The organism is Cryobacterium sp. TMT1-66-1, assembly GCF_004403435.1.
GTDB lineage: Bacteria > Actinomycetota > Actinomycetes > Actinomycetales > Microbacteriaceae > Cryobacterium > Cryobacterium flavum.
In genome coordinates this window covers 109827-127591 of sequence record NZ_SOGP01000023.1, presented here as the reverse complement: position 1 = coordinate 127591, position 17765 = coordinate 109827, and the positions used below count along the sequence as shown (strand labels likewise).

The 17765-nt window shown below is 64.7% G+C and carries 17 protein-coding genes; 9 read left to right on the top strand and 8 right to left on the bottom strand.

The window, feature by feature from the left end; all coding sequences use genetic code 11:
- Positions 1-54: 54 nt before the first annotated feature.
- From E3T29_RS16840 to E3T29_RS16820, 5 genes are all read right to left on the bottom strand, one after another.
- Positions 55-1173 (bottom strand): flagellin, encoded by a 1119-nt coding sequence (locus E3T29_RS16840; protein WP_134346693.1) that lies wholly within the window; start codon positions 1171-1173, stop codon positions 55-57.
- 190 nt (positions 1174-1363) lie between these two features.
- Positions 1364-2632, bottom strand: coding sequence for a flagellin (locus E3T29_RS16835; protein ID WP_134346692.1), 1269 nt, complete (start codon positions 2630-2632; stop codon positions 1364-1366).
- Between the two features lie 204 nt (positions 2633-2836).
- Positions 2837-3961, bottom strand: a complete 1125-nt coding sequence (locus tag E3T29_RS16830; RefSeq protein WP_134346691.1) for a flagellin — start codon at positions 3959-3961, stop codon at positions 2837-2839.
- A gap of 181 nt (positions 3962-4142) precedes the next feature.
- On the bottom strand, positions 4143-4478 hold the full coding sequence (locus tag E3T29_RS16825) for a flagellin (protein ID WP_166792448.1): 336 nt from the start codon (positions 4476-4478) through the stop codon (positions 4143-4145).
- Positions 4479-4552: 74 nt separating this feature from the next.
- The gene (locus E3T29_RS16820; protein WP_092339705.1) at positions 4553-5386 is read right to left on the bottom strand and encodes a sigma-70 family RNA polymerase sigma factor; all 834 of its coding nucleotides are present in this window, start codon (positions 5384-5386) and stop codon (positions 4553-4555) included.
- Between the two features lie 309 nt (positions 5387-5695).
- On the opposite strand from E3T29_RS16820, the gene E3T29_RS16815 reads away from it, so the two are divergent.
- From E3T29_RS16815 to E3T29_RS16800, 4 genes are read left to right on the top strand one after another with little or no spacing between them, the layout of a single operon-like run.
- A complete protein-coding gene (locus E3T29_RS16815; RefSeq protein ID WP_104090687.1) occupies positions 5696-6181 on the top strand; it encodes a flagellar protein FlgN in 486 nt (161 codons plus the stop codon).
- A 34-nt stretch (positions 6182-6215) separates the two neighbouring features.
- Complete coding sequence (flgK, locus tag E3T29_RS16810; protein ID WP_134346689.1) at positions 6216-7667, top strand: flagellar hook-associated protein FlgK; 1452 nt, start codon at positions 6216-6218, stop codon at positions 7665-7667.
- 3 nt (positions 7668-7670) lie between these two features.
- A complete protein-coding gene (flgL, locus tag E3T29_RS16805) occupies positions 7671-8612 on the top strand; it encodes a flagellar hook-associated protein FlgL (protein WP_134346688.1) in 942 nt (313 codons plus the stop codon).
- Complete coding sequence (locus E3T29_RS16800) at positions 8609-9007, top strand: flagellar assembly protein FliW (RefSeq protein WP_104090682.1); 399 nt, start codon at positions 8609-8611, stop codon at positions 9005-9007. The genes flgL and E3T29_RS16800 overlap by 4 nt, the downstream gene beginning before the upstream one ends.
- A gap of 62 nt (positions 9008-9069) precedes the next feature.
- Here E3T29_RS16800 and sufU read toward each other — a convergent pair whose 3' ends face one another.
- Entirely contained in the window at positions 9070-9564 is a 495-nt protein-coding gene (gene sufU / locus E3T29_RS16795; RefSeq protein ID WP_134346687.1) for a Fe-S cluster assembly sulfur transfer protein SufU, read from the bottom strand.
- A complete protein-coding gene (locus E3T29_RS16790) occupies positions 9561-10901 on the bottom strand; it encodes an aminotransferase class V-fold PLP-dependent enzyme (protein WP_134346686.1) in 1341 nt (446 codons plus the stop codon). Before E3T29_RS16790 ends, sufU begins: the two co-directional genes overlap by 4 nt.
- Before the next feature lie 95 nt (positions 10902-10996).
- Here E3T29_RS16790 and clpS point away from each other — a divergent pair, with 95 nt between their 5' ends.
- Together clpS and E3T29_RS16780 are read left to right on the top strand one after the other, a co-directional pair.
- The gene (gene clpS / locus E3T29_RS16785; protein WP_241987874.1) at positions 10997-11281 is read left to right on the top strand and encodes an ATP-dependent Clp protease adapter ClpS; all 285 of its coding nucleotides are present in this window, start codon (positions 10997-10999) and stop codon (positions 11279-11281) included.
- Positions 11278-11823 (top strand): DUF2017 family protein, encoded by a 546-nt coding sequence (locus E3T29_RS16780; protein WP_134346685.1) that lies wholly within the window; start codon positions 11278-11280, stop codon positions 11821-11823. Before clpS ends, E3T29_RS16780 begins: the two co-directional genes overlap by 4 nt.
- Here the strand turns inward: E3T29_RS16780 and E3T29_RS16775 are convergent.
- Positions 11805-13298: an NAD(P)/FAD-dependent oxidoreductase gene (locus E3T29_RS16775; RefSeq protein WP_241987873.1), complete on the bottom strand. Its 1494-nt coding sequence runs from the start codon at positions 13296-13298 to the stop codon at positions 11805-11807. The two genes, E3T29_RS16780 and E3T29_RS16775, sit on opposite strands and share 19 nt — an antisense overlap.
- Positions 13299-13535: 237 nt before the next feature.
- On the opposite strand from E3T29_RS16775, the gene E3T29_RS16770 reads away from it, so the two are divergent.
- The 3 genes from E3T29_RS16770 (at position 13536) to E3T29_RS16760 (ending at position 17653) form a co-directional block, all read left to right on the top strand.
- Positions 13536-14366 (top strand): FAD binding domain-containing protein, encoded by an 831-nt coding sequence (locus E3T29_RS16770; protein WP_166789846.1) that lies wholly within the window; start codon positions 13536-13538, stop codon positions 14364-14366.
- Entirely contained in the window at positions 14363-17212 is a 2850-nt protein-coding gene (locus tag E3T29_RS16765; protein ID WP_241987872.1) for a molybdopterin-dependent oxidoreductase, read from the top strand. The genes E3T29_RS16770 and E3T29_RS16765 overlap by 4 nt, the downstream gene beginning before the upstream one ends.
- 75 nt (positions 17213-17287) lie before the next feature.
- The gene (locus E3T29_RS16760; RefSeq protein WP_370449198.1) at positions 17288-17653 is read left to right on the top strand and encodes a hypothetical protein; all 366 of its coding nucleotides are present in this window, start codon (positions 17288-17290) and stop codon (positions 17651-17653) included.
- The last annotated feature ends 112 nt before the right edge of the window (positions 17654-17765 follow it).

Here is a 17765-nt window from a genome sequence, read left to right as displayed (position 1 = left end):
ACAGCCACCCAGTCAGATCAACGAACGATCTGGGTTGAACCTGTGGTGCTGGTGTTACTGGAGCAGCTGCAGAACGCCCGAGTTGCTCTGGTTGGCCTGTGCGAGCATGGCGGTACCGGCCTGCGACAGAATATTCGCACGGGTGTACTTGACCATCTCTTCAGCCATGTCGGTGTCGCGAATACGCGAACCGGCAGCGGTGAGGTTCTCCTTCGACACGGCCAGGTTCTTGATAACGCTCTCGAACCGGTTCTGATCCGCACCAAGCGACGCGCGAGCCGTGGAGATGCCCGAGATCTGACGGTCGAGAGCCGTGATCGCGGCAGCAGCCCCCGCGGCCGAGGAAAAGTCCAGGCCACCGATCGTGCTCGTGCCCCCGCTGGCACCGGTCAGACTGGACGCAGTGATGGCGTCACCATTGTTGGCCCGAACACTCAGCTGATTGAATTCATCCACGCCTGCGGTGTAAAACTCACTGAATGCTGCATCTGCGTTCAGAACTTTCGCAGCATCACTGGCCGTTCCACCGGTGGCCAGAAAGTCCGTCGTTGCTGCAGTGGTGGATGTGGTCACGCCGTCAGCAGTAAAAGTCACTGCCGTGTCAGACGTTACCGGTGTTGCGTACGACTTGCCGACGTTGCCTGCTCCGATGGCGTCGGTGACCTTGTTGACGTTGGCGCCGGCGAGGTTAACCTTGATCTGGCTGCTGGCGTCGCCGTTCGCGCCGACCTGGAAGCTCAACTCCGGCTTGGTGCCGTCGAGCAGCTGGGTACCGTTGAAGTTCGTGGACTCACTGATACGAGTGAGCTCAGTGGTGAGCGCCTCGACCTCGGTCTTGATCGCGCCACGCGATTCTTCGTTGTTCGAGTCGTTACCGGCCTGAACGGCCAGGTCACGAACACGCTGCAGAATCGACTGCACCTCGTTCAACGAACCTTCAGCGGTCTGGATAACGCTGACAGCGTCCTGCGCGTTACGAGCGGCAACCGTGAGGCCACCAACCTGCGACTTCAGACCCTCCGAGATAGCGAGGCCGGCCGCGTCATCCGCTGCCCGGTTGATGCGAAGACCACTCGACAGCTTCTCGAGCGACTTCGACAGATCGTTCTGAGTGGTGGCCAGATTGCGGTACGCGTTGTTGGCCGCGACGTTGGTATTTACTTGCATGCCCATGATGGATCCTCCGTGACTGGGACTGAATTCTCCGGCCCATCCATGGGCCAGCACTTATACCTATCGACAGCAACCGCGCTCGGGTTAGAAACTCGCAGCGATCGCTGGTTAAAGAGAGGCGGCATCCGTTCGGAGTAATTACGAGCGGATGCCGCCGATCACGCATCAGGTTCTGACGCGATCACTCGTGTTACTGGAGCAGCTGCAGAACGCCCGAGTTGCTCTGGTTCGCCTGCGCGAGCATCGCGGTGCCAGCCTGCGAGAGGATGTTCGCACGGGTGTACTTGACCATCTCTTCGGCCATGTCGGTGTCGCGAATACGCGAACCGGCAGCGGTGAGGTTCTCCTTCGAGACGGCCAGGTTCTTGATGACGCTCTCGAACCGGTTCTGGTCCGCACCCAAAGATGCGCGCGCCGTGGAGATGTTCGAGATCTGGCGATCGAGCAGGTCGATCGATTTCGCTGCCTTGGCGGCGTCCGTGAAGTCCAAGCCTGCAATATCGACGAATGTCGAGGTATCGGTCGTCCCGGTATTGCTATTTGAATACGTAGTTGCTGCCAGTCCCGCCCCTGCAGTCGCCCCGCTACCACCCGCAGTGACTGTAATGGCGTTCGCCGATGCGTCGTTCAGTGATGTGTTTTTGGACTGGATACTGTACGTGCCGGTGCCATTCGTACTGACAACAAAATCGACCGGCACACTCGAATCAGCGAAATTCGCTGCCTTAGCCGCAGTGTCCAGCTTGCTGAATACCTGCGCATCGGTCAGATCTGCCGCGGAGGTATCTCCAAAGTCGACAGTAAAGCTCTTAGCACCGGTGCCACCCTGTGAGATGACGTAGATACCGTTGGCAGTTGCCTTGTCAAACTGGATATTCCCACTTGCAACCGGTCCAGGTTTGGATCCTTCAGTTGTTACTCTGTAGCCGTCGGTGAGCTCATCCGTCACCTTGGTGACGTCTGCACCCGCGAGGTTGACCTTGATCTGGCTGCTCGCGGAACCGTTGGCGCCGACCTGAAAGCTCAGCTCGGCTTCGGAACCGTCGAGCAGCTGGGTGCCGTTGAAGTTCGTGGACTCACTGATTCGAGTGAGCTCGGCCGTCAGGGCCGTGACCTCGGTCTGGATCGCGCCGCGCGACTCGGTGTTGTTCGAGTCGTTACCGGCCTGAACGGCCAGGTCACGAACACGCTGCAGAATCGACTGCACCTCGTTGAGCGAACCTTCTGCGGTCTGAATAACACTGACCGCGTCCTGAGCGTTGCGAGCGGCGACCGTGAGGCCACCGACCTGCGACTTCAGACCCTCCGAGATTGCGAGGCCGGCCGCGTCATCCGCTGCCCGGTTGATGCGAAGACCACTCGACAGCTTCTCGAGCGACTTCGACAGATCGTTCTGAGTGGTTGCCAGGTTGCGGTACGCGTTATTCGCCGCAACGTTGGTGTTGACTTGCATGCCCATTTGAGTTCCTCCGTGACTGGGACTACTTACGCCGGCCCATCCATGGGCCAGCACTTATGTCTATCGACCGCAGCGTTCAGGCCGTCAGAAGAACCGGCTGAACAGGCGCGTTCGGGGGGTGCCGTGGCCAGGGACAGCGCGATTGAATTCGCGGTGCCCCTGCTACGGCGCCCGGATCAGACTCTGATCCGGTGGTGAGGCGTATTACTGGAGCAGCTGCAGAACGCCCGAGTTGCTCTGGTTGGCCTGTGCGAGCATGGCGGTACCGGCCTGCGACAGAATATTGGCACGGGTGTACTTGACCATCTCTTCAGCCATGTCGGTGTCGCGAATACGCGAACCGGCAGCGGTGAGGTTCTCCTTGGAGACGGCCAGGTTCTTGATGACACTCTCGAACCGGTTCTGATCCGCACCAAGCGAAGCACGAGCAGTGGAGATGCCAGAGATCTGACGGTCGAGAGAGGTGATCGCAGCGGCAGCGCCCTCGGCCGAGGAGAAGTCCAGGCCACCGATTTTGCTCTGAACGGACTGCTCCGCGAGTGCCGTGCTTGATGCCTCTGTCACCACGCCGCCGGTCAGTGATTTCACGTTCAACTTGCCGTTTTCGTCGAGACTTGCCACCAACTTTTCGCTGAAGCTAGTGTTCGCATTCAAGGAAGCCACGGCATCCGCAGCAGTCTTTCCGTCTCCACCGACAGCGACAGTTCCAGTGACTGTGACGGCCGTACCATCGATCTTGAACGCAACGCTCGTTGCTGGCGTGGTAGTCGCCAGAACGAAAGACGTACCGACGTTGCCCGAGCCAATAGCCTTGGTTACATCGGACACGTTTGCGCCGTCAAGCTTGACCTTGATCTGGCTGCTGGCGTCGCCGTTGGCACCGACCTGGAAGCTGAGCTCGGCTTCCGAACCGTCGAGCAGCTGGGTGCCGTTGAAGTTCGTGGACTCGCTGATTCGAGTGAGCTCGGCCGTCAAAGCCGTGACCTCGGTCTTGATCGCGCCACGTGACTCAGTGTTGTTCGAGTCGTTACCGGCCTGAACGGCGAGGTCGCGAACACGCTGCAGAATCGACTGCACCTCGTTCAACGAACCTTCAGCGGTCTGGATGACACTGACCGCGTCCTGAGCGTTACGAGCGGCAACCGTGAGGCCACCAACCTGCGACTTCAAGCCTTCAGAGATAGCGAGGCCGGCCGCGTCATCCGCTGCCCGGTTGATGCGAAGACCACTCGAGAGCTTCTCGAGCGACTTGGAAAGATCGTTCTGCGTGGTGGCCAGGTTGCGGTACGCGTTGTTGGCCGCGACGTTGGTGTTGACTTGCATGCCCATGGTGAATCCTCCGTGAGTGGGTCGTGTTACACCAGCCCATCCATGGTCTGGCAACTCTTGCTATCGACCGTTTTGCCGTGGGGGTTAGATTCCGAGGCCAGATCGCCCGCTAGCGGCCCCATACGCAAAGAAGACGCTGCCCCACGAAGGGACAGCGTCTTCAAGAAAGAGCAAGCAGCGGTTACGCGGCGGGGCGGAGCAGCTGCAGAACGTCGGAGTTCGACTGGTTGGCCTGGGCGGAGACCGCTGTGACCGGTTGGGCCAGAATGCTCACGCGCGTGAGGTCAACCATCTGCTCGGCCATGGCATTGTTGCTCAGGCGCGACGCCGCCGCAAGGGTGTTCTCAGCCGAGACCGCCCGGGTCTTCCCTTCGAAGTCCACGCTGTCAGCGGCAATGACAGACTCGGTCGACGCGAGTCCGCTCGAAATCGCAACGGTGGGCTGGGTGAGTGCGCTCTGCGCGGCGGCCAGTTTGCGGTAGGCGTCGGATGCTGAGGTATTGGTGTTGATCTGCATGACCATGAGGGTTTCTTCCGTGAGGTGTTATGAAGCCGGCCCATCCATGGGCTAGCGGTGAGATTACTGAAAAGTCAGGATGCTGCGCGTTCGACCGTGTCGAGCTGCAGGTGTTCGTGCGCGGTGCGAGTCATTCCCACCGTGGCGAGGTCGGCGAGTCGGGCGAGGTAGGCGCTGCGGCGAGCCGGAGCAATGCGCGACTCCGGCTGATACGCAGCCGCGGTTTCGATTTCGTCGGCGTAGTGCGTGCTGAGTCCGTCGCGAAGCAGGCGAATCGCCTCGGCGCGCATTTGGGAGACAGCGGAGTGCGTAGTGCCGAGTTCCGCGGCGATGTCTTTGACCGGGCGGTCGTCGAAGTAGATCTGCTCTACGATGGCGCGCATCTTTTCCGGCAGGGCCGCGATGGCCGCCCGCAGGTAGACGAGACGTTCGGTGGAGAGCAGTGATTCTTCGGGCATTGCGGTATCGGCGACGAGAAACTCGGCGGTCGTGTCGTCGAGGGCTGAGAGGGTGCGGGCCGCGTCGGCTAGGCCGGCCGCGGCGGTGTCGCGGTCGACACCGAGAGCATCGGCGATCTCGTTCACGTTCGGGGTTCGCCCGAGGGCGGCCGCGAGGGTGTCCTGTACGGCGAGAGTTTCTTTGATGCGGCGGCGAGCGGAGCGGGTGGCCCAGTCGCTTGAGCGCATCTCGTCGGCGAAAGCACCGATGATGCGGCGCCGGGCGAAGGCTCCGAAGGGAACCCCGAGGGTGGGGTTGAAAGCATCCGCTGACGTAATGAGGGCAACAGCGCCGGCCGAGGCGAGGTCGTCACGGGAGAGGTGGCGGGCCTTGGCCCAGACCTCCGAAACGAGGTAGCCGACCAGGGGGAGATTCTCGACGACGAGGGCATTGCGGTCAGTGCGATTCACGTGCGTCCCCCGAGCTTCTCATGCCAAAAATTTGATGTGCACGGAAGGGCTGACGCGCCTCCCGCGAGAGGCCCCAATGCCTGCGAACTCAAAGCTACTCGTAGTAAGGGGTAAATGGGTAGCGCCAGCGGACCCATTTGGAACATTGCCGTGTCCTCTCTTTAGAGGACTCGGTTGGGCAATTCGGCAAGAAATCAGGCTATTTTGCCTAACCGCGATGTTTTCTCGGCCGATAGTGCCAACGAATGAACCAGAGCACACGCACCCGTGTAGCCCTGAGCGCGAGTGAAATTGTGGGCTGGAGGAGTCATGGGCGCCAACGAATTGTCTGCGTTGCTGTGGCGAGAACGTGAACTTCTCGAGTTGCTGGTCTTCAAACTCGAAGAGGAACAGCTTCTGCTGCAGGGCGGTAAGTCGCGCTGGCTGCAACACGCCACTCGCGAGGTTGAACAGGTTTTGAACCTCGTGCGTGAAGCCGGCCTCGGGCGTTCCGTCGAGGTAGCCGCACTGGCCACCCAGTGGGGAACAGCCGAAGACGCCACCCTGCGTGAACTCGCCGCCAATGCCCCCGCGGGGCCGTGGGGCGAAATCTTCGCCGCACACCTCAAAGCCATGGGTGATCTCACCAGCCAGATCAAAGAACTCCGCGACACCAACGAGCGTTTCATTCGTGCCGCGGCCCGATCCACTCAGGAGACGATGACCACGGTCAGCGCCAACCCCAAGACCTACGATGCCAGCGGAGTGACCGGCGCCCCGGTGACCGCCGCCCGCATTTTCGACCGCAACCTATAACTTTGCACGACCAACGAGAAGAACGGAGAACACGGTGAGCACATTTGGTAGCTTGAACACCGCGTACACCGGCCTCGTTGCCGCGCGCCAGGGCCTCGACGTGGTCGGGCAGAACATTGCCAATGCCAATACGGAGGGCTACACCCGCCAGCGCATATCGACCTCCGCTCTCGGCGCCACGGCTCCTACCGGCATCTTCACCCAGGGCGCCCGCGTCGGTGAAGGCGTTGCCATGGACGGCATCGCTCGCCTGGCCAGTGCCCAACTGGATGCCCGCGTGCGAGCAACCGCCGCAACCGCCGGCTATACGGCGGTGCGGGCAAACGCGCTCGCTTCGGTTGAGGACTCGCTCAACGAACCCGGCGAAGACGGCATCTCGGCCAAGCTCGATGAGTTCTGGGCCGGCTGGCAAACCCTGTCGAACGGAACCGACACCGCAGCCCCCGCAGCGCTGCTGCTCGGCACGGCTGGCGAACTGCTCACCCAGATCTCCGAGGGCTACCAGGCCGTCTCCGACGAGTGGTCGAACGTGCGCAGCGACCTGAACAATATGGTCTCGGAACTCAACGGCGCGGCCACCCAGGTCGCCGCGCTCAACGTGCAGATTCGCCAGAGCCGCGCCACGGGCGGAACGGCCAACGAATTGCTCGACCAGCGCAGCGCCCTCACGACCACGATCGCCGCCCTCACCGGCGCGACCGTCACCGAGCAGGCCGACGGCACGGTGACCGTGCTCGTGGGTGGCAACGCTCTCGTCTCCGGCGGCACCGCGCATCAGGTGCAGGTCACCGCCGACTCTCCGCGCGTGATGCAGGACAGCGGTGACGTGAGGCTGGTGTGGGCCGATAACGCCGACACCGCCGTAACGATGGAACGGGGCGAAATGGCCGGCGCGCTGTCGCTGCTCGGCGGGGCCAACGCCAGCGGCACCGGAGGCGTCCTGGCTGAGGCCGCCTCCTCCTACAACACCTTCGCGAGTGAATTCGCCACGAAGGTCAACGCCATCTACGCGACCGGCTTCACGCAGGCGGGCGACACCAACCTGGAGTTCTTCACTCGCGCCTCCGGTGCACCGGCCGCACAGGGCCTCAGTATCGTGCCGAAATCATCCGCTGAAATCGCCGTACGGGCTTCAGCTACGTCTGGTGCCTACGACGGCACCATAGCGGATGCCATCGCCCAGCTCGGCGCCGGATTCGCGACCGACGTAGACGGCGCGATCACATCGCCGAGCACCACCTGGTCGGACTTCGTCACGAAGACCGGCGTGCTCACGCAGACCGAGCTGCAGTCGGCGGCGCTGGCCAGCTCGACGGCATCGGGCGCTGCCAACCAGCAGCTCGCCAACTCCTCGGTGGACCTCGACGAGGAGAACGTGAACCTGCTGATGTTCCAGCACGCCTATCAGGGCGCGGCCCGCATGATGACGGCCGTCGACGAGATGCTCGACACGCTGATCAACCGCACCGGATTGGTCGGGAGGTAGCTCATGGTCGATCGGGTAACCACCCAGACGCAGATGCGCGCTGCCCAGCGCAACCTGCAGGAGAACATGACGCACCTCGCGCGGTTGCAGGAGCAGGCGAGCACGCTCAAGTCCATCAACCGTTCCTCCGACGACCCCACCGCGGCCGCCGCGGCTATGGCGGTGCGCGCCGAGATGCGTGCGGTTGAACAGTACAGCGCCAACGCCGACAATGGCAACGACTGGCTGACCACCATCGAATCCTCGCTCGGGTCGGTGTCGGACATCATGAACCGCGTACGGGACCTCACCGTGCAGGGTGCCAACTCCGGCTCGCTGTCAGCGACGGCCAAAGAGGCCATTGCCATTGAGATCGACGGGCTCAAAACCGATCTCCTCTCGCAGGCCAACACGAAGTTTCTCGGGCGCAGCGTGTTTGCCGGCAACTCGGACGCTGCTATGGCGTTTGCCGCAGCGGGCACCGACAGCACCGGAGCGACGATCTACGCATACTCGGGCGACACGGCGGGCGCAAGCAGCGTCGAACGGCGCATCAGTGCCACGAGCACCGTGCGGGTCGACGCAGCAGGCGCGACGATCTTCGGCGAGGATGACGAAAGCACCGGCTCGTCATCGGTTTTCGCATTGCTCGATAATATTGTCTCCGACCTGCGCTCGACCGACACCGCGGTCAACGTGGGCTCGCACCTCGAGGCACTCGACGATCGGATGGCCATCATGACCGGTCAACGCAGTGAAATGGGTGCCCGCCAGGTGCAGATGGAACGCGCCCAGTCGACCCTGCTCGAAAAGACCGGCACACTGGATGCCCAACGGTCCGGCATCGAAGACGCCGACCTGGGCCAGGTCATCATTGATTTGAAACTGCAGGAAGTGACCTATCAGGCCGCACTCGCTGTTACCGCCCGTGTACTTCAACCAACCCTGATGGACTTTCTCTCATGACGATTACCCTCACCAGCCCCACCCTCAGCTTCGTCTCTCCCCCGCCCGGGCTGGCGCCGCTCACCGACTTCGTGCTCAACGAGATCGAGGGGGCCGCTGGACTCTACTCGCTGCAGGCATCCGCTCACCCGACCACGCGCCTGTTCGTTCTCGACGCGGCCATCTTTCTGCCCAACTACACCCCGGCGATCTCGAGCGAGCAGTCGATCGCGTTGTCGCTGACGACGCCCGACGATGCTCTCGTGCTCGTGGTCGTCAACCCCGGAGAGAGCACCACGACGGTGAACCTGATGGCGCCTATCGTGGTCAACGCCCGTACGGGCGCCTGCGCGCAGCTCATTCTGGACGACCAGGACTGGCCCCTGCACGCCGAGCTCGGCACCGGCGAAAACTGAGGCCTGGCCCACTTTCCGGGCCCGGGCCCGGTCGATCTGAACGGGCCGCAGGCGCGGGCAAACTAGTGCGACTCAGCGTCGACCAGAGCAGCCTCGAAGGCGACCCAGGGCAGCATGGCGCACTTGACTCGGGCCGGGTAACGCGAGACTCCCCCGAAGGCGGCGGCGTCGCCGAGAATCTCTTCGTCGGGCTCGATCTTTCCGCGGGAGCGCAGCATCTCCCGAAAGTTGTCGAGCAACGCGCGCGCCGAGGTTACGCTGAGACCGCGCAGGGTGTCGGTCAGAATCGAAGCGGATGCCTGCGAGATCGAGCAGCCCTCGCCGGTCCAGACCAGGTCGGTCACGGCAGCATCCGTTTCAGCGCCGACGCCGAGCGAGACGCGCAGGGTGACCTCGTCACCACAGGTCGTGTTGATCTGGTGCGATTCGGCTACCCGCAGGCCACCGGCCGCGCCGCGAGCCACGGCCTCGGCGAGTGGCGTGAGTTCGACCGCCCCGTGCCGGGCCTTGGCGTGCTCGAGAATGATCGTCTGATACAGCTGCTGCAGGTCACTCATTGCTTGACTCCGAAGAAGGGGGCGACCTCAGCGAGGGTGGCCAGAAACAGGTCGACCTCATCGGTCGTGTTGTAGAGATAGGTGCTCGCGCGGGTAGACGCAGTCACGCCGAGTCGGCGATGCAGGGGCTGCGCACAGTGATGGCCGACCCGCACGGCGATGCCGGCATCGTCGAGAAACTGACCGACGTCGTGCGCGTGCACTCCGGCGACGTCGACGGCGGCAAGTCCCAGACGTTCCACGCCGAGACCGGGGCCGAGCAGCCGTACACCGGGGATTTCAGCCAGGCCGGCAACCAGGCGCTGGCCGAGCTGGGCCTCCCAGGCGTGCACTCGATCCATGCCGGTTTCGCTCAGGTAATCAACGGCCGCGGCCAGCGCGATGGCCTGCGAGATGCGCTGGGTGCCGGCCTCGAAGCGCTGCGGCGGAGCGAGAAACTCAGCTTGAGTCATGTCGACGGTCGTGATCATCGACCCGCCGGTGAGGAACGGCGGCATGTCGGCGAGCAGTTCGGCTTTACCGTAGAGCGCGCCGATGCCCGTGGGGCCGAGCATCTTGTGGCCCGAGAAGACGGCGAAGTCCACGTCGAGCGCCGTGACGTCCACGGGAAGGTGCGGCACGGTCTGGCAGGCATCCAGCACGACCAGCGCACCGACGCGGCGGGCCAGGGCCACGAGTTCGGCCACCGGGTTGATGGTGCCGGTGACGTTGGAGCCATGGGTGAAGGCGAGCAGTCTCGTGTGGGGGCCGACAACATCCGCTGCGGCCAGCAGGTCGAGTGTGCCGTCGTCGAGTACGGGAATGAAGCGCAGGGTGGCACCGGTGCGCAGGGCGAGTTGCTGCCAGGGAATGAGGTTGGCGTGGTGTTCCATCTCGGTGACCACGATCTCGTCACCGGCGCCGAGGCTGAAGCGGCGGGCGGCCGGGCCGCCGAGGCCGAGTGAGGCGTTGGAGAAGCTGTAGGCCAGCAGGTTGATGCCCTCGGTGGCGTTGGAGGTCCAGACGATCTCGTCGGTCTGGGCGCCGACGAACGCGGCAACCTTTTCGCGGGCGGCTTCGAACCCCTCGGTCGCTTCGACGGCGAGCGTGTGGGCGCCGCGGTGCACGGCCGCGTTGCGCTGCTCGTAGTATTCCTGCTCGGCTTCCATCACGCTGATCGGATTCTGCGAGGTGGCGCCAGAGTCCAGATAGACGAGCGGATGCCCGTTCACCGTTTGGTGCAGCACCGGAAAGTCATTGCGAATGCGCTCAACATCAATGTTAGTCAGCGGGGCCAGCTCAGGGTGCTGAGCGCCGTGGGCTGGGGACAAAGCGGACGATGGTGCAAAAGACGTCATACTCAAGGATATTCCCTCTCCCCGAACCCGCACGCCGCGCGGGCAAGTATGACGCGGCGGTGGAAAACCCGGCGGGAGCGTGTGAGGCTTAAGGGGTGACGCAGACTACCGAACAGACCGAGCTTCGCGAGGACGTGTCACTCGACCGACCGTGGGTGACCCTGGTCTGGGACGACCCGGTGAACCTCATGTCCTACGTGGCCTACGTCTTTCGCAGCTACTTCGGCGTCTCGCCCAAGCAGGCCGAACGGCTCATGCTGCAGGTGCACAATAACGGCCGCGCCGTCGTGGCCACTGGCAATCGCGAATCCATGGAACGTCACGTCGAAGCCATGCACGGCTACGGCCTGATGGCGACGCTGGCGAAGGCCGACGAGTGAGTCGATTCACCACTCAGCCGGATGGCACCCTGAACGGCCGCTTCGAACCGATCGAAGCCGACCTGCTGCGCCTCGCTACCACCCAGCTTCTCGAGATGCTCGACTCGGGTGCCGACGATCCCTCTCTCGCCTCGAGCGACGGAATCTTCGGGCGCCTGCTGCCCGACGCCTACCGCGACGACGACGACGCGGCCGCCGAGTTTCGCCGGTTCACGGCGACCGACCTGCTCGATCGCAAGGCGCAGAACGCCCAGGTCGTGCTGAATTCGCTGGGTTCCAGTGAAGCGGATACCGACACTCCCGATTCCACCCCCGACGACGACAGCGACGACCTCCAGCCGCTCACGATCAGTCTCGATCCCGATGCCGTGCAGGCCTGGCTGCGAAGCCTCACCGACCTGCGGCTGACCCTCGCCGACCGGCTGCAGATCACCCCGGACGGGGTCGTGCACCTCCTTGGTGACAACACCCCGTTTCTGCGCGAACTCTACGAATGGCTCGGTATGCTGCAGGAAGAACTCGTCTACACGATCGACGTCTGACCATCCCGCGCGGCCGAGCGATCGGCGTGCTCGGCCAGCAGGGCTCGTGCAGCGAGTCCGATCACGGCGCTGTACGTGGGGTAGGCGAATCGCACGTTTGCCAGCGTGGCCACGTCGATCCCGGCAGCCATCGCCGTCGTCACGGACTGAATGACCTCCACGGCGTTTTCACCGACCGCGTGGGCGCCGAGAATGAGCTCCCGCCGGCGGTCGGCGATGAGCTTGAGGAATCCCCGCTGGCGATCATCGATCACCGCCCGATCCAGCAGCGAATAGGGCACCACCGTTACGACGCACAGCTCGTCGCGCCGCCGGGCATCGGCCTCGGTCAGACCGACACCTGCGTAGTCCGGATCGGTGAACCCACCCGCGGGAAGCAGGTGGTGCGGGGTTCGTCGATTGGCATCCAACACGGCGTTCTCGGCCGCGGCCTCTCCTTCGAATTGTGCGGCCTGCACGAGCATATCTCGGCCGTTGGCGTCGCCAACAGCGAAAATGTGCGGTACCGAACTTCGAAAATACGCATCGACGGAAACGGACGAACGACTCGTGACGACACCGGCATTTTCCAGTCCGAGGTCACCGATATCCGCAGGCCAGCCAGTGGCCATGATCACAGCGTCGAAGCTGCTCACACTCTCGAGCCCGTTCTCCCGCCAGGTCAGGGTGATCGAGCCGTCAGCGGCGCGTTGAAGTCCGTCAATTCCGTCGATGCCCAGGCGGAGTATGACACCTTGCTCGACGAAAGCCTGGGCGACGGCGTGCGAGACGGACTCGTCAGACGTGGCGAGCACGCGGTCGGCCACATCGAGCAGGGTCACAGCCGAGCCGAAGGAACGAAACACAGTGACCAGTTGGGCACCGGTGTTTCCCCCGCCGATCACGGCCAGGCGACTGGGAACACTCGGAAGGTCGAGCACGTGCTCCGGTACCGTCGCGAGCTCAGCTCCTGGAACCGGCAGCCGCCGGGAATGACCGCCGACGCACACCAGTACGGCACCGGCGGTCACCCGACGCCCAGATTCCAGTCTGAGCGTGGAGGCATCCAGAAAGCAGGCGCGCCCCTCAAGAATGAGTTCCACACCGGCGTCAGCGAATCGCGTCGCCTCATTTTTCATCAAACGCACCCGGTCAACGGTTTGCCGGACGCGGACGACGGTGGCGGGCCAGTCCAGGGGGCGCTCGGACACGGAGATGCCGTACGCGTTGGCGGTGCGGATCTCCCGCATGAGCCGAGCCGTTTTCGCCAGTACGCGGGTGGGTACGCATCCGGTGTTCACGCACGTGCCGCCGAGACGGTCAGATTCGCAGACGGCGACGGATGCGCCCAGTTCCGCCGCGCGCAGGGCTGCAGCGGTTCCAGCCGGGCCGGCACCGATCACGACCACATCGAAATGATCAGGAACCGGCCGGTTCGAATCGGCATCCCGTTGTTCGAACGGCATCGTGTGTTCGGAGGTTGGGGCAGCGGTCATCTCGGTCTCCCACCGTCGTAATCGACCAAATAATGACAGCGTCGGCTGAGAATCAACCTGCGGGTGCTCTCGTGTCTGCTAATCCCGGGCCGCCAAAGGTAGTCTGGTCCCGACCAGGCGGGGCGCCGACTACCGTGCTCGCTTCGCCCTCGTGAACTCAAACCGTGTGCCAGCGCCGCACGCACGGATGCGCCACCGCATAGTGAGTGGGATTCACAGCATCCAACGGAGACAACAATGGACCTCAGTACCGTGACCCGTATCATCCCGGCTCGAACGCGCAGCGACCTCATCGCGCTCGGGCCGACCGTCGTACCGTTGGCCGGGGGATCCGAGCTGTTTGCCGACCCGCGCGCCCACCTCAGGGCACTCGTCGATTTGCAGACCCTGGGGTGGCCGGCGCTCACGATTACCGAGGATGGTCTCGAGATCGCGGCAACATGCACTCTGGCCGAGCTCTCCCGGCTGCCGATGCAGGCCGGGTGGGCGGCGCATCCGCTTTTTTATCAGTGCTGCACGGCCCTGTTCGGCTCATTCAAGGTGTGGAATGTAGCGACGGTCGGCGGCAACCTGGCCACCTCGCTTCCAGCCGGGCCCATGATCACCCTCGCCGTCGCGCTCGATGCCGAGCTGCTGGTCTGGCGCGGCGACGGCAGTGACGAGGTCGTACCAGCCCGACAGTTCGTCACCGGCAATATGACCAATGCGCTTGAGGCCAATGATGTGTTGCGTTCCATTCGAGTGCCGCTGACCTCGCTGCAGGCCACGACGGCGTATCGCAAGATTGCCCTGTCACCGCTCGGACGCTCGGGCGCGGTGTTGGCCGGGCGGGTCGACGCCGACGGTGTCTTCGTGCTCACGGTCACGGCGGCGACGCTGCGCCCCGTGCAACTGCGGTATTCGGAACTGCCCGCCGCCGACGTTCTCGCCGGCGATATTGCCGCGATCGACTGCTGGTTCACGGATGCCCACGGCCCCGCCGACTGGCGACGCGCGATGGGACTGCTGCTCGGCGAAGAGATTCGCGCCGAACTCGCCGCCTCGACCGACGTCGCAAGTCAGTCATGACGCTGGAACAGGCCGCGATGGTCGCCACCGTCACCTTCGAGGTCAACGGCACCCGGGTCGAGGCGACGCCCGCTGCCGGCCAGTGCCTGCGCACGCTGTTACGGGAGCAGGAACACTTCGAGGTGAAGAAGGGCTGCGACACCGGCGACTGCGGCGCCTGCACGGTGCAGGTCGACGGCACACCAGTGCACTCCTGCATCTACCCGGCGTACCGGGCGGCCGGAAAGCAGATCACGACCGCGGCCGGCCTCGGCCAGCCCGGCAATCTCGCGCCCGTGCAGCAGCGTTTCGTCGATTCCGCGGGCTTTCAATGCGGCTTCTGCACGCCCGGCATGGTCGTGACCGCCGCCGCCATCGAAGCCGATGCCGACACCGAACCGGGCGAGTTGCCGCGACTGCACGACCTGCCCCGACTGCTCAAGGGCAACCTCTGCCGGTGCACAGGCTACCGCTCGATCACCGACGCAATTACCAGCCAGCACACCCCGCCGGAAGGCTCTTGCCACGTGGTGCCCGGGCGCGAACAGTCGGACGCATCAACGCTCGGCCGGGTGCGTGCGACCGGCCGAGCTGGCCAGGCCGTCGGCCCGGTCGGCACCTCCTCCGGGGCGATCGCCGGAGAACGCGTGGTCAGCGGGCTCGAGCCGTACACCCTCGATGTGGCTATTCCCGGGCTACTGCACCTCGCAGTGTTGGGGAGTCCGCACGCGCATGCACGCATCCGCTCTCTAGATGCCACCAGGGCGGCTGCACTGCCCGGCGTGCACCGCGTCCTCACCCACGCCGACTCCCCCACGACGCTGTTCTCCACGGCCCGGCATGAAAGCCGATTCGACGACCCCGACGACACCCTGGTCTTCGATGCGACGCTGCGCTTTCGCGGACAGCGGGTTGCGGCGGTCGTGGCCGACTCGGTCGCCATCGCCGAGGCCGCCTGCCGGCTGCTCGAGGTTGAATACGAGCTACTCGATGCCGTGTTCGACCCGCAGCTGGCCGGCGCTCCCGGTGCGCCGCTCGTGCACGGCGACAAGGACCCGGTCGTGTCGCGCCTGGCCGACCCTCGGCGCAATCTGGTCGCCGCACTGCACGGCGAATACGGCAACGTCGAGGCCGGCCTCGCCGAGGCCACCACCATCGTCTCCGGCAGCTGGCAAACCCAGCGCATCTCGCACACCCATCTCGAAACCCACGCCACAATCGGCTGGCTCGAGCAGGGCCGGCTGAACTTGCGCACGAGCTCGCAGGTGCCGTTCCTGGTGCAGAAAGAGATCTGCCGTCTGTTCGACCTCGAACCGGCCGACGTGCGCGTCTTCACCGCCCGGGTCGGCGGCGGCTTCGGGGGCAAGCAGGAGCTGCTCACCGAAGACCTCGTCACCCTCGCCGTGCTGAAAACCGGGCGGCCGGTGCAGTACGAATTCACCCGCACCGACGAGCTCACCATCGCCCCGGTGCGGCATCCCATGACGCTGGACGTCACCCTCGGAGCCACGGCCAACGGCCGCCTGACCGCCCTAAAACTCGGCGTGCTCGCCGACACCGGCGCCTACGGCAACCACGCGCCCGGTGTGATGTTCCACGGCACGAGCGAGTCCGTCGCGCTGTACAACGTGCCCAACAAACAAGTGGATGCCCAGAGCGTCTACACAAACAACCCCCCGTCGGGCGCCTTCCGCGGCTACGGCCTCGGCCAGATCATCTTCGCGATCGAGTGCGCGCTCGACGAACTGGCCCGCAAACTCCACGTGGACCCGTTCGAACTGCGCCGACTGAACTCGGTGCGGCCCGGCGACCCGCTCGTGGTCACGCACGAGGAAGGACCCGACCTGATCTTCGGAAGCTACGGCCTCGACCAGTGCCTCGACCTGGCCGAAGCGGCGCTGAAGCGCGGCAATGGGGCCGTCGTTCCGGCCGGGCCCCCGTGGCGGGTCGGTACCGGCATGGCGTCGTCGATGATCGCGACGACGCCGCCGCGCGGCCACCGGTCGCAGGCATCCGTTCAGCTGCTCGCGGGCGGACGCTATCTGGTGCGGGTCGGCACGACCGAATTCGGCAACGGCACCACGACCGTGCACGCCCAGATCGCCGCGACGGCCCTGCACACAACGGTGGACCGCATCGATTTGGTGCACTCCGACACGGATGCCGCCGGCTACGATTCCGGCGCGTTCGGCTCGGCCGGGGTGGTGGTAGCCGGCAAAGCCGTGCTCGCCGCGGCGACCGCGCTGGCCGAGACGCTCGGTTCAGCCGCGGCGTCGCGCAGTGGGTCGGCCGACGTGACGTGGCAGCTCGAACGGGATGGGCTGCGCGCGGCGGGCACGGTCGTCTCGCTCGACCAGCTTGCCGCCTGGGCCACCGCCAACGACATCGATCTGACCGCCACGCGGCGCGAAGACGGAGCGCTGCGCTCCCTGGCCTTCAACGTGCACGCCTTTCGCGTGGCCGTGAACACCGACACCGGTGAAGTGCGCATTCTGCAGTCGATCCAGACCGCCGACGCCGGCTTCATCATGAATCCCGAGCAGTGCCGCGGCCAGATCGAGGGCGGCGTCGCGCAGGCGCTCGGTACCGCCCTGTTCGAGGAGGTGCTGCTCGACGGCGCTGGCGCGGTGACGACCCGGGTGCTGCGCAACTACCACGTTCCCCAGCTGGTCGACCTGCCGGTCACCGAGGTCTACTTTGCGCAGAGTCACGACGTGCTCGGGCCTTACGGCGCCAAGTCCATGAGCGAATCGACCTACAACCCGGTCGCGCCGGCGCTGGCCAATGCGGTGCGTGACGCGATCGGCATCCGTCCCACCGAGTTGCCGATGTCGCGAGACCGCATCTGGCGGTTGCTGCACGGTTGAGCGGATGCTGCGGGCCCGGGTCGCGTAGGCCGGCTCGCGTTGGGCGATGGTGGCCTCGACAGGCTCGACGAACGGGTGTGGCAGGTCGCGTGGGCAGGCTGCGTCGGGCGATGGCGGTCTCAGGAGCAAAAGCGGCCTGATGCCGGCATCAAGCAGATTCTGATGCCCCAGTTCGCGCTCGTACACTCTCTCGCGCTGCAGCAGACGCTGTACCGCATGGGCGAGGCCGTACTGGAGGCGTATCCGTTCATCGCCGAGATTCGGCTGTCGGCGCCGAACAAGCATCACTTTCTATACGACCTGTCGCCGTTCAACGTGGCGAACAACGACGAGGTGCACCACGCCGCCGACCGGCCCTACGGACTCATTCAGGCGACCATCACGCACGATGATGCGTCCGACGCCGGTCCCGCTTGGGATTCGTATGCCGGGCTGGTTTAGGTGCTGTGGGTGGCGCGGCGTGACGGGCCGACCGCACGAGTGGGGCTCGGTTTTGCCGGGCGGCTCGGCGACGTCCGGCCCGGTTCCGGTGGGCACCGTGCAAATCTGCGGA